Genomic DNA, 20,274 nt, shown 5'->3' with positions numbered 1-20,274 from the left:
GACTCAGGTCGCGGCCAGTCGCATGGCCAGCGGCAGCACCCGCAGGTCGGGCGCAGCCCAGGTGCGGGCAGCCACGTCGGGGGCACAACGCGCGAACAGCTCCTCGTGGATCTGGAAGCGGCCGCCTCCGCGCTGGACCAGCAGGCACGAAGCGAAGCCGGCGGCAATCGCCCCCATCGCATCGCGCGCGGGATTGTCGCCGACCATGACCAGTTCGTCAGGTGCCAGGCCCATGCCCGCGGCCGCCATGTCGAACGCGGCCCTGGCCGGCTTCTCTGCGCCGTGCTCGCGGGTGAAGACCACCACGTCGAAGGCCTCGGCGAGGCCTGGCGCGGCAGCGATCTTGGCGCGCTGCGAGGCTGGCGGATTGTCCGTCAGCAGCGCCAGGCGCAAGCCCTGCCGACGCAGGTTGCCCAGCACGTCCAGCACGTCCGGGTACAACACGGCTTGCGCCGGAACCGACGCCCGATAGGCGGCAAGCAGCTGGTCGCGCAGGTCCACGCGACCGACGCCCGCGGCAACCACGTCGATCAGCCGCGCATGCTCGCCCTCTTCCAGCGCCACGTAGGTCTGTGCCAGCAAGACATCGGGCGCGACCTGGTCGGCGAGTTGGCGCGAGGCCAGTGCCATCCGGTCCAGCATCCATTGCTTGTGGTCCAGCAACGTGTCGTCCAGGTCGAACACCAGGCCGCGAACGGTGCCCGGCAGCAGCGGCACGGCCTGCTGGCGCAGCGGCCTGAACGTGCGCACCGCACGACGAGCGCGCGCGCCGGGCTGGCCCAACAGGAATGCGACCAGGTTGTTGCCTTCGGCCAGCGCATGGCCCCCGGAGGTGCCGTGGCGCGGGTTGATGTCCGACAGCCACACCTGGTTATCGGGCGTGCGCAGGAGTTGGACGTTGAACAGGCCGCACGCGTCCTGTTGGCACAGCCAGTCGCCCAGGCGTTGCACCACCGCCAGGGCGTCCGCATCGTCGACACTCTGGCTGACCACCGCAAACCCGCCCGAGGTGCGCACGCGCCGGCGCAGGGTCACCGGCGAGAACCGTCCTTCGAAGTCGATCGCGAAATCCGCCGAGAACTCATCGAAGTGTTCGAGAAAACGTACCCAGGCATGCGAGTGCGCCAACGCCTCGCTGCCAGCGGCATGCAGTTGCTCGGGCGCATCGAGCCGCAGGTTGCCCCGCCCGCCCCAGCCGGAACGCGGACGGCCGAACAGCGGAAAGGGCGCCGCAGGGCCAAGCTCGACGAGCGCCTGCACGGGCAGCCCTGCCTGCGCCAGCGCGCCATACAACGCTTGCTTGTCGAGCAGCACGTCCAGCAGCGCCGGCGGGCACACCGCCACGCGGGCGCCGGACTGCCGCAGGCGCGCGGCGCCCAGCGCCAAGCGCCGGAGTTCGCGCTGGGTGGCCGGCACTACCAGATCGATGCGCTCGGCGCTTACCAGCTCGAGCAGGAACTCGTCGAACGGCTCGGGCGGCTCCAGCGGAGGCGCCTGCACGTAATGATCGGCGAGCAGCTCGCCGATCGCATCGGCCGTGCTGTCGACGATGATCGCGCGCGCCTCCGGAATGGCGTGGATCGCCTCCACAATGCCCTGTCCCTGAAAGCCGCCGCCGGCGACGACGGCGACGTTCAATCGCATGGCCTGGCTTCGACGAAGATCGCGTTGCAGATTTCCGGCAGCCCGAAACCGACCTCGTCCATCGCGTCGACGACCTTCGCGTCGAGTCCCAGCGAGGCGAGCTGGGCGGTGGTCAGCGGCTTGAGCATCAGCCCGGCGAGACCGACCACCTCGAGGCCGCAGGCAGCCAGCAGTGCCTCCAGCGAGCGCGGATCGAAATAGCGCCGGTGGCCCAGCGCCACGTCTGCAGCACTGAGGTCGTGCACGTCCGGCAGCAACCCCGCGGCGTGCCCTATGAGGCGATGCAGCGAATCGGCGTTGGGTACGGCCACCATCATGCGGCCGCCGGGCGCCAGGAAGCGGCGGAAGCGCCGCAGCACGAGTTCCGGATCGTTGACGTGTTCCAGCACGAAACCCATCTCGATGACGTCGAAGCGTTCGCCGGTCTCGAACTCCTCGAAGTAGGCCTGCTCCATCCGCACCTGTGGCGGCAACGTCACTTCCCGGCACAACAGTTCGATGATGTCAGACGAGCCCTCGACGATGACGTAGCGCGCGAGGCGATCACCCAGGCCCTCGATCAGGCCCTTGACGGTGTAGCGGTGGCCGACGCCGAGACTGAGCAGCGAGAACCCGTCCAGATGCGCGGTACGCCGCAGCATCTGGGCGAGCCCCGCGCGCAACAGCCGGATGTTGTCCTCGTAGTACTGGAAGCCCGGCACGTAGGCGGCGTTGTCCTGGTCAATCAACATGGTCGTTCGGCTTGTAGTGCTCGATGTTCTTCACGATGAAAAGCGGGCGCTGCTGGCCCTGTACGAAAATCTTGGCCACGTATACGCCGACGATGCCCAGCCCCAGCATCATGATGCCGAAGAACGCGGTGAGCAGCGCCACCATCGTGGGAAAGCCCATCAGCGTCGAGGCCGGATCCAGCAGCTTGCGCAGGATCACATAGCCGGCGTTGGCCAAGGATACGAGCAAGGCGAGCGCGCCCACCCACAGGCTTGCATACAGCGGCTTGGCCGAGAACGAGGTCACCGCGTGGGCCAGCAGCGCCAGGCGCTTTGCCAGGGTGTAGGAGGAGGGACCGTGGCGATGCTGCTTCTCGACCGCAACGCCCAGTTGTACGAAGCCCGCCCAGTACATCATGCCGGCCAGGAACACGTTGCGGTCGCCGAGCGTCAGCAGGGCCTGCACGTAGCGGCGCGTCATCAGTCGCTCGGTGACCACGCTGGGCGGCACCACGGTATCGCTCAACCGGTTGAACGCTGCCCAGAAGAGCTGTCCGCCGCGGCGCTCGATCCAGCCACCCTTGCGCGTTTCCTGGTAGCCGTAGACCACGTCGGCGTCGCTCGCCTGCATCTTCGCCCACAGTTCGCCGAGGAAAGCCGGCGGCACCTCCAGGTCGCAGTCGATGAGGAACACACGCTCGCCGCGTGCATGCGCCAGGCCCGCGAGCGCGGCCTGATGGTGGCCGAAGTTGCGTGACAGTTCCACCAGCCGGATGCGCGGCTGCCGGCGGCACTGCTCGCGTACCCACGCAGCCGAATCATCCGGCGAACCGTCGTCGACGAACACCAGTTCGTAGTCGGCAATACCCAACTCGGCGAGTATGGAGAGGCACTGCGCCAAGAAGTCCGGCAGGAAGGCGCGCGACCGATACAAGGTAGTGACGATGCTCAGCGCGGGCGCCGCCGGATGCGGGGCGCGCGCGTCTGCCGCTGGCATGGAATGGCTGGTTGGCAACACGCTGTTTCCGTCCGGGCCGGCGTCGGCGTACCCGCGCCTGTGCATCGATGCATCCTAATCGAAACCGGCGGCAGGAACCCTGCGGCTGGGACGACGTGAGCTCAGTAGTCGCGCACGTCCAGCAGGACCAGCGCGCGTACGTCGTAGGCCTGCGTGTGCGCCGGCCAGGCCAGCGAAGCCAGTGCGCGGTCGCCGGCCGGCCAGGGTTCGTTGTCCAGCAGCACCTCGCTGGCCAGCGCGCCGTCGGCTTCGCGCCGCAGGAACAGCCGGATCCAGTGCATCCGCGGCGCGAGCGATTCGTTCTTCAGCGCCTCGGCCACCGCCGGCAACGCAGCCGGCGGCGCGGCAACCTCGGCACCCTCCACCGTGACGCGCCCGATGAACGCGTCCCACTGGCGCAGCCCGATCTCCCATTGCGCCAGGTCGAGTTTGCGATCGTCGGTGACGTACCAGCAGGCGGCCAGCAGCACCGGCAGGTCGGTGCGCGCGAAACGGTCGAGCGCGTCCCGGCCGGGATCCTCGCCGGTGCCGGCATAGCTCAGCTCGATCTGGCGTTCCTCGTCCAGCACGATGTCGACGTCGAGCCGGCCCGGCGTACCATCCTGCCAGCTGGCGCGCACGGCAGGAAAATCGCCGTCGGTCAGCAACCAGTCCTCGTCCGGTTCGAGTTCCACCTCGTGGCGTTCGAACAGGCGCAGCAGCCGCTTTTGCAGATCGGTCGGGGACATGGCTTCACCGGCGCCGCGGGCGCCACAGGAAATGGCGCAACAGCAGCGCTGCCAGCAGCACGGCGACGCAGGTGCCGTAACCGACCAGCACCGGCAGCACCTGCTGCCAGATCGCGCCGCTGGAACGGCCGAACTGGTCGATCGCCGGCGGTGGCGCCGCGTCGAAGCCGAGCATGGCGCACCAGACCGCGACGGTCACCGCCAGCAGCAGCGCCACCCAGTCGAACACCCGCCGCACGGCCGTGCGCGGCAGGCTCTTGGGATAGGTGAAATACGCCCAGCCCAGGATCAGCAGCCAGGGAGCAAGCAGCAGCAGCGCAAGGTAACGGAGCATCGGCGTCCCCGTTCAGACCGCGCTGGCCAGCTGGTCGAGCGCCTCGCGCAGGCGGCCCAGCGCCTGGTCGCGCGCCTGCTCGTCGGCATATTCCGGCGTGCTGCCGACCGCATCGCCGTCCAGCTCCAGCAGCAGGCTGGCGGGCTTGAGCTGCACCACGGCGGCGGCCGCGCCCAGTTGCTTCAGGCGCTTCTGCGCCACGCCTGCGGCCTTGGGATCGTCGAAGGCGCGCGAGAGCAGCAGTTCCTCGCCGTCGCCGGCGAACAGGCGGAAGCGGAAGCGGCCTTCGTCGTCGCGGAAGCTGGCCAGGCGCGGCGGCTTGTCGCCGCGGGGCTTGGCCGCATCCGCCACGCCGGCGATGGCCGCGTGGCTGCCCAGACCGACCGCGTCGCGCAGCCGCGCCATCTTCGGCGTGGCGATAGCGCGTGCCTTGCGCGCGCCTTCGCGCAGGATCTCCTCGATGTGCGCCGGCTGGGCGATCAGCGCCTCGTAGCGCTCGCGCATCGGCGCGATCTGGCCTTCCAGCAGTTCGAACAAAGCCTGCTTCGCCTCGCCCCAGGACAGCCCCGACTCCAGCGCGCTGCGGAACGAAGCGGTCTCGGCCTCGCCGGCGAAGGCGCGGAACAGCGTGAACAGCGAGGCCTCGTCCGGGTCCTTCGGCTCGCCCGGAAGGCGCGAGTCGGTGACGATGCGCATCACCGCTTCGCGCAAGGCCTTCTTGCCGCCACTGAAAAGCGGGATGGTGTTGTCGTAGCTCTTGGACATCTTGCGCCCGTCCAGGCCAGGCAACGTCGCCACCTGCTCCTCGATCTGCACTTCCGGCAGCACGAAGAAGTCCTGCCCATAGATGTGGTTGAAGCGCTGCGCGATGTCGCGCGCCATCTCCAGGTGCTGGATCTGGTCGCGGCCGACCGGCACCTTGTGCGCGTCGAACGCGAGGATGTCGGCGGCCATCAGCACCGGGTACATGTACAGGCCTGCGGTGACGCCGGCATCGGGGTCCTCGCCGGTTTCCACGTTGCGATCGACCGCCGCCTTGTACGCATGCGCGCGGTTGAGCAGGCCCTTGGCGGTGACGCAGGTGAGCAGCCAGGTGAGCTCGGGGATCTCGGGGATGTCGGACTGGCGGTAGAAGGTGACCCGCTCCGGGTCCAGCCCGCAGGCCAGCCAGCTCGCCGCGATCTCCAGCCGCGAGCGGGCGATGCGCGCAGGATCGTCGCTCTTGATCAGCGCGTGGTAGTCGGCCATGAAGAAGAACGCATCGACGTCCTCGCGCCGGCTCGCGGCGATCGCCGGGCGGATGGCGCCGGCGTAGTTGCCCAGATGCGGGGTACCGGTGGTGGTGATGCCGGTGAGGACGCGGGTTCGATTCATGACGGGCGTTCGACTGGGAGGGAATGCGGCTGGCGGCGCCGCGCCGCCAGCCGACCGATGATAGGCGCTTGCAGGCCGCGCGGGTATGCGCGGTTCTGCCGCAGTCCGGCGCGTGGGCTCAGCGGATCAGCGTGGACTTGCCGAACAGCGACTCGACCAGGTCCACCGCCAGCTCGGCGGTCTGGTTGTGCACGTCGTAGGCCGGGTTGAGCTCGACGATGTCCAGCGAGGCGAGCCGGCCGGTGTCGGCGATCATCTCCATGCACAGCTGCGCCTCGCGGTAGGTCGGGCCGCCGCGCACGGTGGTCCCCACGCCAGGAGCATCGGGCGGATCGAGGAAGTCGACGTCGAAGCTCACGTGCAGGTGGGTGTCCTCGTCGATGTCGGCGAGCACCTCCTCCATCGCGCGCTTCATGCCGACCTCGTCGATGTGGCGCATGTCCACGATCTTCATGCCGGCCTCGCGCACCAGCTTCTTCTCGCCCTCGTCGACCGAACGGATGCCGACCTGGCGGAACACGTGCGGCGAGGTGGACGGCCGGTGGCTGCCGATGCCGGTGAGCACGTCCGGGCCGTTGCCGCACAGGCAGGCCACCGGCATGCCGTGGATGTTGCCCGAGGGGGTGACGTTGGCGGTGTTGAAGTCGGCGTGCGCGTCGAGCCAGAGCACGCGCAGCTTCTTGCCGGTATCGCGGCAGTGGTCGGCCACCGCCGAGATCGAGCCAATCGCCAGGCAGTGGTCGCCGCCGAGCATCACCGGAATGCGGCCGGCCTGCAGCTCCTGCCGCACGGCGGTGTGCACGGCCATGTTCCAGGTGGCCACTTCATCCAGGTGGCGGTAACCGTTGTCCGGCGGCAGCCAGGGATTGAGCGGGCCCTGCAGGTTGCCGCGGTCGATCACCTTCAGGCCGCGCGCGGCGAGCTTCTCCCCCAGCCCGGCGACGCGCAGCGCCTCGGGCCCCATCGAGGCGCCGCGGTGGCCTGCGCCGATGTCGGTCGGTGCGCCGATCAAGCTGACTGTCTGCTGGGTCATGGGGGCCTCGTCCGGTGGGTGCCTCCGCGCGCTCGCGTGGCTGGTGCCGGCAGCAGGAGTCGAACCCGCGACCTACTGATTACAAATCAGTTGCTCTACCAACTGAGCTATGCCGGCCTTGAGAGGCTCAGGAGTCTAGCAGGGCGTGGCGGCGCTGTTGTGGAGGGCGCCTGCCCGGCCTCGCTAGAAGCAGGTGGTGCTGTGAGAGCCGATGCCGGCCGTGCGCACGCGGCCGCGCCAGTCGAAGCGCGCGCCGTCGGCCACGACCAGGTCCAGCCAATATTCGGGCACCTGCTCGGTGCGCTCCTGGATCTGCGCGGCGAAGCCGGCCGCGGAGACCTCGTCGCGGCGCTTGCGCGCGTTCGCCGGATCCTTGAACAGGCCCAGCGAGATGGCGTTGGACTGGTCGCCGGAACTCATCACGAAGTAGTCGCCCACGCGCGCGGCCTCCAGCCGACGCGCCAGCGCGAGCGCCTGGGCGCGGGTGCCGGGCGCGGGCAGGTAGACCCACCAGCCGCGCGTCTCGGTGGCCTGCTCCTGCCGCGAGCGCATGCGCACGCCCGGGCCCGTGAGGGCGCCGCGGGCGTTGCGCAGGTCCTGCGGGGTGTCGAACGGCCCGATCGCCAGGCAGCGGGTTTCCAGTGCGATCGGCGCGCTGGCGGCCGGTGCCGGGACCGTAGCCGCCACCGGCGGTCGGCTTGCTGCCGGCGGCGTGCTCTGTTCGGAGAGCAGGTGCAGCATCGGCACGCCCGGGTCGGTGACACTGCGGCCGTGCGCGTCGTCCTGGCCGAGCAGCAGCCAGGCACCCACCGCGATATTGAGCGCGACCAGCAGGACGAACAGCAGGCGCAGGAACATCGGTATCCCCCTTGTAGCCGGACCATTCTAGTGGCCGGCGACGGGCCCCTGCTGTGTCTGCGCCCACACCGCCAGGCCGTGCAGCACGCCATGCTCGACCATGCTGGCGGGCAGGCCCAGCAGCGACGCCAGGTTTGCCGCGTCGCCGCCATCCAGCCGCACGGATGGTGCCGTGGCCAGCCGCGGCGCCATGCGCGCGACGAAACGCTCGACCAGGGCCGCCGCCGCGTGCCAGCAACCGGACACCACCGCGTCGGAGGTGTTGTCGGCCGCGTCCACCAGCACGCCGTCGTTGCGCGGGCGCACCTGCACGGTGGCGCCGAGCAGGGACTGCTGCATCAGCCGGGGGCCGGGGGCGATCAGGCCGCCCAGGTGCCGGCCATCGGCAGTGAGCGCATCCAGCGTGAGCGCGGTGCCGACGCCGACCAGCACGCAGTCGCCCACGCCGGCGGCATGCGCCGCGACCATGGCGAGGAAGCGATCCACGCCCAGCCGTCCGGGCTCGGGATAGGCGTTGCGCACGCCGCATGCGCTAGCCGGCGTACGCAGCCAATCGATCGACAGCCCGAACAACGCCTGCACCTGCGCGGCGATGGCCTGCTCACGCGCGGCATCGACCACCGAAGCGCCGAACGCCGCCGTCGGGCCCGGCAATGCCTGCCAGGTGGAGGCAAGCAGCTCCATGCCGTCGTTCCAGGCCGCCGCGCCCTGCGCGTGCCAGCGGCCCTCGTCCTCCAGCGCCCACTTCAGGCGGGTGTTGCCCAGGTCCAGCAACAGCCTCATGCGCGGCGTACCGTGATGTCGGCGCTGTCGACCGAACGCAGCTCGCCGTCGGCCAGACGCACCTGCAGTGCGCCACGCACGTCGACGCCCTCGCCGATGCCTTCGAAGTGGCCCTGTGCGCCGCTGAGCTTGAGCGTGCGCCCGGCGAGCAGATCGTGGCGCGCATAGTCCTGTGCGAAGGGTGCGAAGCCGTGCCGTTCGAATTCGCGCAGGCCCTCGACCAGCGCGGTGATCAGCCGGGCAGCCACCAGGTTGCGGTCCGGCGGCTCGCCGGCCAGCGTGGCCAGGTCGCAGGCCGGCTGCCCGGCCTGGGCGCGCAGCGCCTCGGTCAGGCGCAGGTTGAGCCCCACACCGATCACCGCCGCGCAGGGCCCCTGGTACTCGCCGCTCAGTTCCACCAGCACCCCGGCCAGCTTGCCGCCGGCGGCCAACACGTCGTTGGGCCACTTGAGCCCGGCGCCCTCGATGCCGAGCGAGTCGATCGCCCGCAGCACCATCGTGCCCACGGCCAGCGACAGGCCCGACAGCGCGGCGAAACCGCGGTCGAAACGCTTGAGGCACGAAAGGTAGAGATTGAGCCCCGGCGGCGACAGCCAGCCGCGCCCGCGCCGGCCGCGGCCGGCGGTCTGCGTTTCGGCCAGCACCATGCTGAGGTCCGCCAGCTCGCCCAGGCGGCGCTGCAGTTCGCTGGAGGTGGAGTCCAGCTCCCAGTGCACCTCGAGCGCGCCCAGCCGCGAGGCGCAGGCGCGCGGCAGCGCTGCGCGGATGCGCGAGGCATCCAGCAGTTGCACCGGCCACGGCAGCCGGTAGCCGGCGGCGCCGCGCGCCTCGACCGGCACGCCGCGCGAACGCAGCGCCTCGACCTGCTTCCAGATCGCCGCGCGGGTGACGCCGGCGCGGTCGGCGAGCTGGGCGCCCGAGACCGCCTCGCCCGAGGCCAGCGCGGCCAGCAGTTGTCGTGCCTGCATCAGGCGCGCACTCCAGGGTCGGGCCCGGCAATCCGGGCGGAGATCGGAAAGGTCGCATGCATCGCCGGGATTCTAGCCGTTCCGCACTGCGTCACGCCTCGCGCGGGTTACGCCACGACGGACACTGGCAACACCCCCGGGTTTCTGCGACGATCCGGCCCTTGGCCGGTGGATCAAGGGGTTTGGTCGCCATGGAACTGAAACGCTGCCTGTTCGGATGCCTGCTCGCGCTTGCCAGCGTGGGCACCGCTACGGCCATGGGCGTGACCACCCAGGACCCCACCGCCCCGCACGCCACCCTCGTCGACAGCAGCAGCCACGATGGCGGAGCCAGCAGCGACGCATCCAGTTCCGGCCGCGACTGCACCCTGCCCGGTCCGGCCGGCGACAGTGCGGACGAAAGCGACGGCGGCAGCAGTGGTGGCGGCGGTGTCGCCACCCCACACCCGCGCGCGGGCCATCACAGCAGCCTGGGTTGGCAGTCGCTGTTGCCGGGGGCGATCCAGTAACGGATCTGCTGTCTTTCCCCTTCCGGGGAGAGGACTCAAGCTTGGTTAGCTCGCGGGCAGGTTCACGCTGAAGCGCGCGCCGCCCAGCTCGGGCGAACGGTCGACCACCAGCTCGCCCCGGTACGCCTTGATGATGTCCTGCACGATCGACAGGCCGATGCCGTGGCCCTTGACGCGCTCGTCGCCGCGCACGCCGCGCTGTAGCACTTTCTCGATCTTGTCCTCGGCGATGCCGGGGCCATCGTCCTCCACGCTCAGCCACAGGCCCGGACGCTGGCGGCCTGCCTGCGGCTGCCCCCTGACCACCAGCAGCACGCGGTGGCCGGCCCACTTGAAGGCGTTCTCCAGCAGGTTGCCCATCAGCTCCAGCAGGTCGCCCTGCTCACCGTAGAACGCCGCGCCCTCGTCCATCTCGAATTCGCACAGCACGTTCTTGGCCGCGTAGACCTTTTCCAGGCTGCGCACCAGGTCCTCGGCATGGCCGGCAATCGGCACCGCGCTGGCGAAGGTTTGCCGTCCGGAGGTGGCCGCCCGGGCGAGCTGATAGGCCACCAGCTCGTCCATGCGGCGCACCTGGTCGAGCACGTCGCCACGCAGGGTCGGCTCGTTGCCGGCCGACTCCAGCCGCGAGCGGATCACCGCCAGCGGCGTCTTCAGGCTGTGCGCGAGGTCGGCCAGGGTGTTGCGGGTGCGCGTGCGCTGCTCGCGCTCCGAATCGATGAACGCGTTGATGCGATCGGTCAGCGCGGTCAGCTCCAGCGGGTACTGGCTGTCCAGGTGGTCGCTCTTGCCGCGCTCCACGCGCGCCATGTCGGTTGCCACCTTGCGAAGTGGCGTCAGGCTCCAGCGCAGCAGCAGCAACTGCAGCACGATCAGCATCACGCCCAGGATCGAGAGCATGCCGACCAGCGTGCGCCGGTACACGGCGTTCTCGCCCTCGAACTGGTCTTCGGTCTGCGCCACCATGAAGGTCAACCGCAGCGGCTTCTTGTCGGGCACGTCCCAGGCCACGCCGAAGGCGTAGTAGTAGAGCCGACCCATGCGCGTTTCGACCGGACCGGCGAAACGGTTCTCGCCGGGGTCCAGCGTCTTGAGGAAGGTGAAGTCGCGGCCGATCGCCGAGGACGATTCCCAGCGGAAACCCTGGTCGCCCAGCACCACCGCGTAGAGGCCCGAACCCGGCCGCGAGAAGCTCGGGTCCGGCGGTGCGTCGGGCAGCAGCACCTTGCCGTAGCGCGACACCTCGGTGCCGGCCAGGTAGGCGATCACGTAGTTCTGCAGCCGGTCGTGCAGGTTGTTGAGCGCGGTCTCGTGATTGGCGCGCGAGAGCGTGAGGCCCACGAGGCCGAGGAAGCCGGCCAGCACCAGGCCGGTGGCGATGGCCGCGCGCGCCGCCAGCGAGAACGGGCGGGGCGCGCTCACCATTCAGCGACCGCCCGCGTGCCGCGGCCGGTGCGAACATGCCTGTTCAGTGGCCGCCGCAGGACCATGGGAGAGTACTCAGTCGTCGTCGCCGTCGCTGCGGGGAATGGCGAAGCGGTAGCCGCGCCCGCGCACGGTCTCGATCGGCTTGAGCGTGCTCTCCGGATCCAGCTTGCGCCGCAGGCGGCCGATGAAGACTTCCAGCACGTTCGAGTCGCGATCGAAATCCTGCTGGTAGATGTGCTCGGTGAGGTCGGCCTTGGAGACCAGCTCGCCGGCATGCAGCATCAGGTACTCGAGCACCTTGTACTCGTAGCTGGTGAGGTCGACCGGCTTGCCCTCGACGGTGACCGTCTGCGCGGTGGTGTCGAGCTTGATCGGCCCGCACGCCAGCACCGGCTTGGACCAGCCGCTGGCGCGGCGTACCAGCGCGTTGATGCGCGCCAGCAGTTCCTCGACGTGGAACGGCTTGACCAGGTAGTCGTCGGCGCCGTGCTTGAGGCCTTCGACCTTGTCCTGCCAGGAGCCGCGCGCGGTGAGGATCAGGATGGGATAGCGCTGGCCGGCCTCGCGCAGCGCCTTGACCAGTTCCATGCCGGACATCTTGGGCAGGCCGAGATCGATGATCGCCAGGTCGAACGGAACCTCGCGGCCCAGGTAGATGCCTTCCTCGCCGTCCTGCGCGGCGTCGACCGCGAAGCCGTCGCGCTTCAGGCGCGCGGCGAGGGTTTCGCGCAAGGGTGCCTCGTCCTCGACCAAAAGGATGCGCATCAGTGTTTCTCCTTCTTGCCTGCGCCGTTGCCGGCCGGGTGCTTGCCCGTGCCCGCACGCGGGGCATCGGACGAAATCGAGATGGTCCGCACGTGGCCTTCCGGGGTGAGCACCTTGATCCGGTACTCGGTCCGCCGGCCGAACTGGCGCGGATCAGCCGACAATATCTTACCGCCGGTGTCCTGCTGCACCTTGGCCACCGCCTCCTCCAGGGTCATCGGCGCCTTGGCCTGCGGCGCGGCATGCGCAAGGGCCGGCAGGCACAGGGCCGGCAGGCAGGCGAGAAGCAGTCGTCGGAACATGGTCGGCAAGGCGGTGGCGGGTACCCAAATGGCTGCCAGCCTAGGCAAACGGGGCTGAACGATGGCCGGCCGGATCATGCCGCATCCCGGCGGCCGCTGGCGGCCCGCTCGAGCAGGCTCCAGCCCGCCCCAGGCAGATGTGCGCCTTCGCTCAGCACGCGCCGGAAACTGCGCGCGCCAGGCTCGCCCTGGTACAGGCCCAGCAGGTGCCGGCTGATGTGCTTGAGCGCGGTACCGCGCTTGAGCTCCGCCTCGACGTAGGGGCGCAGGTGCGCGAGCACATCCTCGCGCGACGGCATCGGGATGCCGTACAGCGCCGCTTCGAGCTGCGCCAGCAGATAGGGATCGTGGTAGGCCGCGCGGCCCAGCATCACGCCGTCGACCTGCGCCAGGTGAGCCTGCACGGCCTCGACCGTGGTGATGCCGCCGTTGATCACCACGACCAGTTGCGGGAACTCGCGCTTGAGCCGGTACACACGCTCGTAGTCCAGCGGCGGGATCTCGCGGTTCTCCTTCGGGCTGAGGCCCTTGAGCCAGGCCTTGCGGGCGTGCACGACCAGCACCTCGACGCCCGCCGCGATCATCGTTTCGGTGAAGTGCTGCAGGTCGGCGTAGTCGTCCTGGTCGTCCACGCCGATGCGGCACTTGACCGTCACCGGCACGTCCACGGCGTCGCGCATCGCGCGCACGCATTCGCCGACCAGTGCCGGCTCGCGCATCAGGCAGGCGCCGAAGCGGCCGGACTGCACGCGGTCGGACGGGCAGCCGACGTTGAGGTTGATCTCGTCATAGCCGGCCTGCGCGCCCAGCCGCGCCGCCTGCGCCAGCTCGGCCGGCTCGCTGCCGCCCAGTTGCAGCGCCACCGGATGCTCCTGCTGGCTGTGCTCGAGCAGGCGCAGCTGCCCGCCGCGCACCAGCGCGGCGCTGGTCACCATCTCGGTGTACAGGCGCGCGTTGGGCGACAGCAGGCGGTGGAAATAGCGGCAGTGCCGGTCCGTCCAGTCCATCATCGGGGCGACGGTCAGGCGGAAATCGGCGGGGGCGATGGAAGGAGCCATCCGGCCATTGTAGAAGGCGAGCCGTCCGACTGCCCGCAACGGGAGCCCGATCGCCTCGCCGGCGGGCTATGACGCGCGACGCTCCAGGCGCGCGGCCCAGGCCAGCGCGGCCAGGATGACCACTACGCTGCACAGGGCCGCCCATGGGTGCGCATCGTAAAGCACCACCGTCAGCGCACCGAGCGCGGGAAACGCGATCTCCAGCAGCCAGCGCACTGCTCTCGCGCGTGGAACGTCGGGCGCCAACCGCGCGACCAGCGCCAGGTAGGCCCATAGCGCAGCCATGCAACCGAAGGTCACCAGTACCGCCGCGAGGTAGACGACGATGCCCTTGCCGTGCGTCACCTCGATCACGTAGCGGGTCACCATGGGCATCAGCGCCACGACGCTGAGCAGGGCCAGGTTGATCCCCGTGCCGATGCCGTCGATGTCGCGCAGGTGTGCCACGACCCGCCGGTGATGGAGCCAGATGATGCCGATCAGCAGGAAACTCAGGAAATAGACCAGCAGCGGTGCCGACCAGGCTTCCCACAACGATGCCGTCCCGGTCGTCTCGGGCGGCCGGATCTCGAGCGCGGACAAGGTGATCGCGATGGCGAACACGCCGTCGGACAGCATCACCATCCGGTCCAGGTGGCGCTGGCCGACGTGGTGGTCGGAAATCGGTTCCTGTACGCGACTGCCCACGGCTTTCTCCTTCGGCTTCCGTCCGGCGCGCCATGATGCCGCAGACGGCAGGCAGCGTCATGACGGGCAGCCGACGGCCGGATCACGTATCCTGTGCAGTTGCCGCCGCACCCTGCGCGGCGTCCGCCAGGCGCAGCGATCCCGCCGCCCAGCACACTCCCCACAACCCCGGCTTGGCCGGCGCATGGCTGATCGCCGCGCGACGGCTCTGGATGAGATACGACGACCATGGTGGCATTGGCGACCGAGCACGTGATCGACGTGCGGCACTGGAACGACAGCCTGTTCAGCTTCCGCGCCACGCGCGACCCCGGCTTCCGCTTCGAGAGCGGGCAATTCGTGATGATCGGCCTGGAAGTGGACGGCCGTCCGCTGATGCGTGCCTACTCCATCGCCAGCGCCAGCTGGGAGGAACACCTGGAGTTCTTCTCGATCAAGGTGCCCAACGGTCCGCTCACCTCGCGCCTGCAGCACCTCAGGCCCGGCGACCCGCTGGTGGTCAGCCGCAAGTCCACCGGCACGCTGGTGCTGGACGACCTCAAGCCCGGCCGGCACCTGTACCTGCTCGGCACCGGCACGGGCCTGGCGCCGTTCATGAGCATCATCCGCGACCCGGCCACCTACGAGCGCTACGAGAAGATCGTGCTGGCCCATGGCGTGCGCCACGTCAGCGACCTGGCCTACGCGGACTACATCGAGCACGAGCTGCCACAGCACGAATACCTGGGCGAGCTGGTGCGCGAGAAGCTGATCTACTACCCCACCGTCACCCGCGAGCCGTACCGCAACCGCGGGCGCATCACCGACGCGATCGTCGACGGCGTGATGAGCCAGGCCACGGGCCTGCCGCCGCTCAGCCCGGCCACCGACCGCGTGATGCTGTGCGGCAGCCCGGCCATGCTGGACGATCTGTGCGCGCTGCTCGACGGCCGTGGTTTCCAGGCTTCGCCGCGCACGCGCGAGCCAGGCGACTACGTGATCGAGCGGGCATTCGTCGAGAAGTAAGTCCGGTCGGCGGGGCGCTTCAACAGCCCATCCACACCACCGCCACTAGCCTCCTTGCGATCAGGCGTCGATACCGCCGACGCACGTGCCGGAGACTCCCGTGGCATCCAGCGTCCCGCCCCATCCGCAGGCACAGCCGGCACGTGGCAGCGTGGTGCTTGGCGTGGGCCACGAGGCTGCCCGTTCGACCCACGAGGCGGCCACGCATGCCGCTATCGCGGGACAGCTGGCCGACCTGCTCGGCTACGACTTCGCCGGCGCCTGGGTGCCCGGCCAGCCTTATCCCGGCCCCGTCTACTTCGTGCCGGGCGACGTGCTGGTCGGCCTGGAGGCAGCCGCGCAACGTGGCATCCACAGCGCCGGCGACCTGTTCGGCGGTGTGGTGCCCGACCGCGTGGTGGCCTCCAAGGCGATCACCCATCCGCTGGTCGATTCGCCTTCGCGCGTACCGGAAGGCTGGTGCGGCGCCTTTGCCGAGCGGGTGCGCACGGTGGTGCTGCCCGGCTACAGCGCGTACACGCCCGCCGATGCGCGCCGCGCCGGCCGCGCGCTGCTGCACCTGGGTCCCGTGCGGATCAAGCCGGCGCACGGCAATGCCGGCCGCGGCCAGCGCGTGGCCAGCGACATCGGCGAACTGGATGCGCTCGTCGAGGCGTTCGACGAGGACGCGTTGGCCCGCGACGGCCTGGTGCTGGAAGCCGACCTGCTCGACCTGACCACCTGGAGCGTGGGCCAGGTGCGCGTGGACCACCACACCATCGCCTACTACGGCACCCAGTGGCTGACCCGCGACAACACCGGCGACGTGGCCTACGGCGGTTCCAGCCTGCGCGTGCACCGCGGCGGCTTCGACGCCCTGCTGCGCGAGCCGCTGCCGCCGCCGGTGCGCGCGGCGGTGGCCCAGGCGCAGCTCTACGACGAGGTCGCACGGCAGTGCTTCCCGGACATGTTCGCCTCGCGGCGCAACTACGACGTGGTGCAGGGCAAGGACCATCGCGGCCAGCCGCACGCGGGCGTGCTCGAGTCGTCCTGGCGCATCGGCGGCGCCAGCGGCGCGGAGGCCACCGCGCTGCTGCGTTTTCGCGACGAGCCCCGCCGCCGCTGGCTCGGCGTGCGCACGGAGGAGCGCTACGGCGCCGACGCCCAGCCGCCGCAGGGCGCGACGGTGCTGTTCCACGGCACCGATCCGGCCTGCGGTCCCCTGCTCAAATGCACCGTGGTGGAGGACGATGACCACACGTAGCCAGGACACCGACATCGCCGTCGACGGCACCCACCTGGCCGGCACCGTGCTGGCGCCCGGCTCGACCATCCCCGGCGTGCTGTTCGTGCACGGCTGGGGCGGCTGCCGGGAGCGCGACCTGGGCCGCGCCCAGCAGATCGCCGCGCTGGGCTGCATCTGCCTGACCTTCGACATGCGCGGCCACGTGCGCACCGAGGCGATGCGACAGACCGTCACGCGGGAGCAGAACCTCGCCGATGTCGTGGCCGCCTACGACCACTTGCGCATGCAGCCGCACGTCGATCCGGATTCCATCCTGGTGATCGGCGCCAGCTACGGCGGCTACCTGGCCGCGATCCTCACCTCGCTGCGCCCGGTGAAATGGCTCGGGCTGCGCGTGCCGGCGCTGTACCGGGATGCGGACTGGGACCAGCCCAAGCGCTCGCTGCCGCGCAAGGACCTGGACGCCTACCGCAACCGCGTGCTCGACCCGGCCGACAATCGCGCGCTGCGCGCCTGCCGCGATTTCCGCGGCGACGTGCTGATCGTCGAGTCGGGCCGCGACCATCTGGTGCCGCATCCGGCCATCGTCAGCTACCGCAACGCCTTCCGAAGCACCCATTCGGTCACCTACCGGATCATCGACGAGGCCGACCACGCGCTGTCCAGTCCCGACTGTCAGCGCGCCTACACCTCGATGCTGCTGGGCTGGACCTCCGAGATGGTGTTCGGCGCGCGTGCCGGCGGCGCCCCGGGCCAGGCCCCGCCACGCACGCCGTAGGGTGGGCTTCAGCCCACTGCCCTTCGCGGCAGGATGCCCGGTGGGCTGAAGCCCACCCTACGAGCCGGTGCTTGTCCGCGCCGGCGAACGCCTGCACATTGGCAACGACCACCCGGGAAACCCTCCGATGGAAATCGCGCTCTACCTGCTCGCCGCCCTGCTCATCCTCGGCGGCCTCGCCGGCACGGTGCTGCCGATCCTGCCGGGTATCCCGATGATCTTCGGTGGCATCTGGCTGGTTGCCGCGGTCGACGGCTACCGGCACCTGGGCCTGGCCTGGCTGCTGGTGATCGGTGCACTTGGCGCGCTCGGCGTGCTGGTCGACTTCGTCGCCGGGGCGATGGGGGCCAAGCGGGTCGGCGCCAGTCCGCGCGCGTTGTGGGGCGCGACGATCGGCACCGTGATCGGCATGTTCCTGGGCATCCCCGGGCTGATCCTGGGACCGTTCATCGGCGCGCTGCTGGGCGAGCTCTGTGCCGGCACCAGCGTGCTGCGCTCGGCCCACGTCGGCGCCGGCACCTGGATCGGGCTGCTCGCCGGCACGCTGGTCAAGCTGGTGATTTCGTTCCTGATGGTCGGCCTGTTCGGCCTGGCCATGCTGCTCTAGACCTTAGGCACAGGCAGGCGGGCCTGGCCTGCGCGTACGCTGCGCCGGTCATCCAAGGAGGAAACCCCATGCGCAAGCCCCTCGCCCTCGCCCTGGCCGCCACGCTGGCGGTCGCCGGATCGCTGCACGCGCAGGCGGCCCCCGCCTCGTGGGTCGAACGCAGCAACGCCGACGCCAAGGTGCTGCTGGACACGATCGCCCGCTTCAGCCCGGAGTTCGCCACCCAGGTCGGCCTGCCCGGCTACGACACCAAGGTCTCCGACCTCAAGCCCGGCATCGACGAGCGCTCGCGTGCCGCGCTGGTGGAAGCGAAGGGCAAGCTTCAGAAGCTGCTCGCCACGGAGAAGGACCCGAACGTGCGCGAGGACCTCAAGATCATGATCGAGGCCACTGCCCAGCAGATCGAGGGCATCGACCTCAACCACAAATACCTGCTGCCCTACAACGACATCGGCTCGCTGATCTTCAGCGGCGAGTTCGCCCTGCTCAAGGACGACGTCGACGCCAAACGCCGCCCGGCCGCGCTCGCGCGCCTGCAGTGCTACGTCGGCAGGGCGCCCGGCTGCACGCCGATCACCGAGGAAGCCAAGGCGCTGATGACGGCGCGGCTCGGCGACAAGGCGCTGCTGGGTCCCTACAAGGGCGATGTCGAACAGAAACTCGCCAACACGTCGCGCTACGTCGAGGGCATCCGCAAGCTGTTCGCCAAGTACAAGCTCGACACACCCGCAGGCAAGGCCGCGCTGGACACGCTCGACAGCCAGATGAAGGACTACGACGCCTGGGTGCGCAGCACCGTGCTGCCGCGCGCACGCGCCGACTTCCGCCTGCCCGAGCCGCTGTACGCGTACAACCTCAAGCAGGTCGGCATCGACATCCCGCCCGAGCAGTTGATGAAGCAGGCGGAGCTCGAGTTCATGGAACTGCGCGGCATGATGCAGGCGATGGCGCCGGTGGTAGCCAAGGCCGAGGGCATCGACGCCACCGACTACCGCGACGTGCTCAAGGCGCTGAAGAAGCAGCAGCTCACCCGCGACCAGGTCGAGCCCTGGTACCACGAGGTGCTGGGCCACATCGAGGCCACCATCCGCGACAAGGCCATCGTCACGCTGCCCAAGCGCAAGATGCAGATGCGCCTGGCCTCCGAGGCCGAGGCCGCGCAGGTGCCCGCGCCGCACATGGATCCGCCGCCGTTCCTCAACAACCACGGCGAACGCGGCACCTTCGTGCTGACCATGGGCAACCCCGGCAACGGCAAGGACAACAGCCAGGCCTATGACGACTTCACCTTCAAGGCCGCCGCCTGGACGCTGACCGCGCACGAAGGCCGTCCCGGCCACGAGCTGCAGTTCGCCGCGATGGTCGAGCGTGGCGTCTCGCTGGCGCGCAGCCTGTTCGCCTTCAACAGCGTCAACGTGGAAGGCTGGGCGCTCTACGCCGAATCGGAAATGCTCCCCTACGAGCCGCCGGCCGGCCAGTTCGCCGCGCTGCAGGCGCGCCTGATGCGCGCCGCCCGCGCCTACCTCGACCCGATGCTCAACCTGGGCCTGATCACCCGCGAACGCGCGCACGACGTGCTCACCCACGACGTCGGCCTGTCCGAGGCGATGGCGCGGCAGGAACTGGATCGCTACACGTTCAACAGCCCCGGCCAGGCCACCGCCTACTTCTACGGCTACTTGCGCCTGCAGCAGCTGCGCCTGCAGACCGAGCTGGCGCTCGGCGACAGCTTCGACCGCAAGGCCTTCAACGATTTCGTGATCGGCCAGGGCCTGCTGCCGCCGGCACAACTGGCCGAAGCGGTGAAGACGCAATTCATCCCGCAGCAGAAGCAGAAGAAGTAATCACACGCTGATCACCCTCCCCGCTTGCGGGGAGGGTTGGAGGGCGCGCCCGCACCGTCGGCGCAGGAAGTGCGCACGGGAAGCGCGCCGCTCTACCCCAAGGCGCGGTGGCGGATCGTGGATCAGTCCTCACGGCGCGCCATCGGGACGCGCTTTTCTCTGGGTACCTTCCGATGGGCAGCAGGCAAGAAAGTGACTCGGGCGCCGACAGACGGCCGAAAGCCCTGGCCCTACAACAGCAAAGTTTCAGGCGAGCTCCGGCCCCTCACCCCAACCCTCTCCCCGAAGGGGAGAGGGAGCCGAACGTGGCGCGCCTGCAGGCATCGGCCTCTGCACGTCCCAGCGCCCGCCGCTCGCACACGAGCCCATATGCCTCCCTTGCCTCAACTCCCGAGCGCCCGCGGTATAGCGGCGGCAGCTCCTCTAAGAGCAAGAGACCCACCCGGCAAGGCGCAGGGGCACCTAGCTCTTATCTCACCCCGGGCTGAGCAGGCCGTTTCTTTTGGTTACTTTTCTTTACTCCGGGCATCCTGCCCTCCGCCCTTCGGGCCAGCTTCGCTGTTCGCCCGCGCTCCCGGCGCGGGCGTGGGCCAGCAAAGAAAAGTGACCCGAGCGC

21 protein-coding genes and 1 tRNA gene are annotated in these 20,274 nt (G+C 69.8%); 6 read left to right on the top strand and 16 right to left on the bottom strand.

The features are described from left to right. Window positions 1–3: 3 nt before the first annotated feature. From AAIL17_RS12880 to AAIL17_RS12830, 11 genes are all read right to left on the bottom strand, one after another. Window positions 4–1,644, bottom strand: a complete 1,641-nt coding sequence (locus tag AAIL17_RS12880) for an HAD-IA family hydrolase (RefSeq protein WP_424683250.1) — start codon at window positions 1,642–1,644, stop codon at window positions 4–6. Further along, window positions 1,635–2,375 (bottom strand): class I SAM-dependent methyltransferase, encoded by a 741-nt coding sequence (locus AAIL17_RS12875; RefSeq protein ID WP_424683249.1) that lies wholly within the window; start codon window positions 2,373–2,375, stop codon window positions 1,635–1,637. The genes AAIL17_RS12880 and AAIL17_RS12875 overlap by 10 nt, the downstream gene beginning before the upstream one ends. Further along, window positions 2,365–3,351, bottom strand: coding sequence for a glycosyltransferase family 2 protein (locus AAIL17_RS12870; RefSeq protein ID WP_424683248.1), 987 nt, complete (start codon window positions 3,349–3,351; stop codon window positions 2,365–2,367). Before AAIL17_RS12870 ends, AAIL17_RS12875 begins: the two co-directional genes overlap by 11 nt. Before the next feature lie 122 nt (window positions 3,352–3,473). Then, the gene (locus AAIL17_RS12865; RefSeq protein WP_424683247.1) at window positions 3,474–4,100 is read right to left on the bottom strand and encodes a DUF6348 family protein; all 627 of its coding nucleotides are present in this window, start codon (window positions 4,098–4,100) and stop codon (window positions 3,474–3,476) included. A gap of 4 nt (window positions 4,101–4,104) precedes the next feature. Then, window positions 4,105–4,434, bottom strand: coding sequence for a hypothetical protein (locus tag AAIL17_RS12860; RefSeq protein WP_424683246.1), 330 nt, complete (start codon window positions 4,432–4,434; stop codon window positions 4,105–4,107). Window positions 4,435–4,446: 12 nt separating this feature from the next. Beyond that, window positions 4,447–5,808: a tryptophan--tRNA ligase gene (locus AAIL17_RS12855; RefSeq protein WP_424683245.1), complete on the bottom strand. Its 1,362-nt coding sequence runs from the start codon at window positions 5,806–5,808 to the stop codon at window positions 4,447–4,449. A gap of 118 nt (window positions 5,809–5,926) precedes the next feature. Continuing rightward, window positions 5,927–6,841, bottom strand: coding sequence for an arginase (rocF, locus tag AAIL17_RS12850; protein WP_424683244.1), 915 nt, complete (start codon window positions 6,839–6,841; stop codon window positions 5,927–5,929). A gap of 41 nt (window positions 6,842–6,882) precedes the next feature. Next, window positions 6,883–6,958: transfer RNA gene (locus AAIL17_RS12845), tRNA-Thr, on the bottom strand. Window positions 6,959–7,024: 66 nt separating this feature from the next. Continuing rightward, window positions 7,025–7,699: an SPOR domain-containing protein gene (locus AAIL17_RS12840; RefSeq protein WP_424683243.1), complete on the bottom strand. Its 675-nt coding sequence runs from the start codon at window positions 7,697–7,699 to the stop codon at window positions 7,025–7,027. A gap of 27 nt (window positions 7,700–7,726) precedes the next feature. Continuing rightward, the gene (locus tag AAIL17_RS12835) at window positions 7,727–8,482 is read right to left on the bottom strand and encodes a type III pantothenate kinase (protein WP_424683242.1); all 756 of its coding nucleotides are present in this window, start codon (window positions 8,480–8,482) and stop codon (window positions 7,727–7,729) included. After that, complete coding sequence (locus tag AAIL17_RS12830; RefSeq protein ID WP_424683241.1) at window positions 8,479–9,450, bottom strand: biotin--[acetyl-CoA-carboxylase] ligase; 972 nt, start codon at window positions 9,448–9,450, stop codon at window positions 8,479–8,481. The genes AAIL17_RS12835 and AAIL17_RS12830 overlap by 4 nt, the downstream gene beginning before the upstream one ends. Before the next feature lie 191 nt (window positions 9,451–9,641). On the opposite strand from AAIL17_RS12830, the gene AAIL17_RS12825 reads away from it, so the two are divergent. Then, window positions 9,642–9,959, top strand: coding sequence for a hypothetical protein (locus tag AAIL17_RS12825; RefSeq protein ID WP_424683240.1), 318 nt, complete (start codon window positions 9,642–9,644; stop codon window positions 9,957–9,959). A 45-nt stretch (window positions 9,960–10,004) separates the two neighbouring features. Here the strand turns inward: AAIL17_RS12825 and AAIL17_RS12820 are convergent, their stop codons facing one another. From AAIL17_RS12820 to AAIL17_RS12800, 5 genes are all read right to left on the bottom strand, one after another. Next, window positions 10,005–11,381 (bottom strand): ATP-binding protein, encoded by a 1,377-nt coding sequence (locus AAIL17_RS12820; RefSeq protein WP_424683239.1) that lies wholly within the window; start codon window positions 11,379–11,381, stop codon window positions 10,005–10,007. Between the two features lie 78 nt (window positions 11,382–11,459). Then, window positions 11,460–12,152 carry a response regulator transcription factor gene (locus AAIL17_RS12815; protein WP_424683238.1) on the bottom strand — a complete coding sequence of 231 codons (693 nt, stop codon included), beginning with the start codon at window positions 12,150–12,152 and terminating at the stop codon, window positions 11,460–11,462. Further along, window positions 12,152–12,532 (bottom strand): PepSY domain-containing protein, encoded by a 381-nt coding sequence (locus AAIL17_RS12810; protein WP_424683237.1) that lies wholly within the window; start codon window positions 12,530–12,532, stop codon window positions 12,152–12,154. Before AAIL17_RS12810 ends, AAIL17_RS12815 begins: the two co-directional genes overlap by 1 nt. Further along, window positions 12,529–13,512 (bottom strand): tRNA dihydrouridine(20/20a) synthase DusA, encoded by a 984-nt coding sequence (gene dusA / locus AAIL17_RS12805; protein WP_424683236.1) that lies wholly within the window; start codon window positions 13,510–13,512, stop codon window positions 12,529–12,531. The genes AAIL17_RS12810 and dusA overlap by 4 nt, the downstream gene beginning before the upstream one ends. Window positions 13,513–13,578: 66 nt before the next feature. Then, window positions 13,579–14,199 (bottom strand): TMEM175 family protein, encoded by a 621-nt coding sequence (locus tag AAIL17_RS12800; RefSeq protein ID WP_424683235.1) that lies wholly within the window; start codon window positions 14,197–14,199, stop codon window positions 13,579–13,581. A gap of 228 nt (window positions 14,200–14,427) precedes the next feature. On the opposite strand from AAIL17_RS12800, the gene AAIL17_RS12795 reads away from it, so the two are divergent. From AAIL17_RS12795 to AAIL17_RS12775, 5 genes are all read left to right on the top strand, one after another. Continuing rightward, window positions 14,428–15,204 (top strand): ferredoxin--NADP reductase, encoded by a 777-nt coding sequence (locus AAIL17_RS12795; protein WP_424683234.1) that lies wholly within the window; start codon window positions 14,428–14,430, stop codon window positions 15,202–15,204. Between the two features lie 100 nt (window positions 15,205–15,304). Next, a complete protein-coding gene (locus AAIL17_RS12790) occupies window positions 15,305–16,447 on the top strand; it encodes a DUF3182 family protein (protein ID WP_424683233.1) in 1,143 nt (380 codons plus the stop codon). Beyond that, window positions 16,434–17,207, top strand: a complete 774-nt coding sequence (locus tag AAIL17_RS12785) for an alpha/beta hydrolase family protein (protein ID WP_424683232.1) — start codon at window positions 16,434–16,436, stop codon at window positions 17,205–17,207. Before AAIL17_RS12790 ends, AAIL17_RS12785 begins: the two co-directional genes overlap by 14 nt. Window positions 17,208–17,334: 127 nt before the next feature. Then, on the top strand, window positions 17,335–17,814 hold the full coding sequence (locus AAIL17_RS12780) for a DUF456 domain-containing protein (RefSeq protein ID WP_424683231.1): 480 nt from the start codon (window positions 17,335–17,337) through the stop codon (window positions 17,812–17,814). A 68-nt stretch (window positions 17,815–17,882) separates the two neighbouring features. Further along, a complete protein-coding gene (locus AAIL17_RS12775; protein WP_424683230.1) occupies window positions 17,883–19,658 on the top strand; it encodes a DUF885 domain-containing protein in 1,776 nt (591 codons plus the stop codon). Window positions 19,659–20,274 lie beyond the last annotated feature (616 nt).

The organism is Frateuria sp. YIM B11624 (genome assembly GCF_049727805.1).
GTDB lineage: Bacteria > Pseudomonadota > Gammaproteobacteria > Xanthomonadales > Rhodanobacteraceae > Frateuria_A.
Note: the sequence above shows the minus strand (reverse complement) of the source record. Positions and strands in the feature narration are given on the sequence as shown.

Coding starts and splice junctions, on each gene's coding strand:
- AAIL17_RS12875 (WP_424683249.1), bottom strand. CDS start 2,375: ATGTTGATTGACCAGGACAACGCCGCCTACGTGCCGGGCTTCCAGTAC.
- AAIL17_RS12780 (WP_424683231.1), top strand. CDS start 17,335: ATGGAAATCGCGCTCTACCTGCTCGCCGCCCTGCTCATCCTCGGCGGC.
- AAIL17_RS12880 (WP_424683250.1), bottom strand. CDS start 1,644: ATGCGATTGAACGTCGCCGTCGTCGCCGGCGGCGGCTTTCAGGGACAG.
- AAIL17_RS12855 (WP_424683245.1), bottom strand. CDS start 5,808: ATGAATCGAACCCGCGTCCTCACCGGCATCACCACCACCGGTACCCCG.
- AAIL17_RS12775 (WP_424683230.1), top strand. CDS start 17,883: ATGCGCAAGCCCCTCGCCCTCGCCCTGGCCGCCACGCTGGCGGTCGCC.
- AAIL17_RS12830 (WP_424683241.1), bottom strand. CDS start 9,450: ATGCAGGCACGACAACTGCTGGCCGCGCTGGCCTCGGGCGAGGCGGTC.
- dusA (WP_424683236.1), bottom strand. CDS start 13,512: ATGGCTCCTTCCATCGCCCCCGCCGATTTCCGCCTGACCGTCGCCCCG.
- AAIL17_RS12785 (WP_424683232.1), top strand. CDS start 16,434: ATGACCACACGTAGCCAGGACACCGACATCGCCGTCGACGGCACCCAC.
- AAIL17_RS12870 (WP_424683248.1), bottom strand. CDS start 3,351: ATGCCAGCGGCAGACGCGCGCGCCCCGCATCCGGCGGCGCCCGCGCTG.
- AAIL17_RS12835 (WP_424683242.1), bottom strand. CDS start 8,482: ATGAGGCTGTTGCTGGACCTGGGCAACACCCGCCTGAAGTGGGCGCTG.
- AAIL17_RS12860 (WP_424683246.1), bottom strand. CDS start 4,434: ATGCTCCGTTACCTTGCGCTGCTGCTGCTTGCTCCCTGGCTGCTGATC.
- AAIL17_RS12795 (WP_424683234.1), top strand. CDS start 14,428: ATGGTGGCATTGGCGACCGAGCACGTGATCGACGTGCGGCACTGGAAC.
- AAIL17_RS12825 (WP_424683240.1), top strand. CDS start 9,642: ATGGAACTGAAACGCTGCCTGTTCGGATGCCTGCTCGCGCTTGCCAGC.
- AAIL17_RS12815 (WP_424683238.1), bottom strand. CDS start 12,152: ATGCGCATCCTTTTGGTCGAGGACGAGGCACCCTTGCGCGAAACCCTC.
- AAIL17_RS12865 (WP_424683247.1), bottom strand. CDS start 4,100: ATGTCCCCGACCGATCTGCAAAAGCGGCTGCTGCGCCTGTTCGAACGC.
- AAIL17_RS12810 (WP_424683237.1), bottom strand. CDS start 12,532: ATGATCCGGCCGGCCATCGTTCAGCCCCGTTTGCCTAGGCTGGCAGCC.
- rocF (WP_424683244.1), bottom strand. CDS start 6,841: ATGACCCAGCAGACAGTCAGCTTGATCGGCGCACCGACCGACATCGGC.
- AAIL17_RS12840 (WP_424683243.1), bottom strand. CDS start 7,699: ATGTTCCTGCGCCTGCTGTTCGTCCTGCTGGTCGCGCTCAATATCGCG.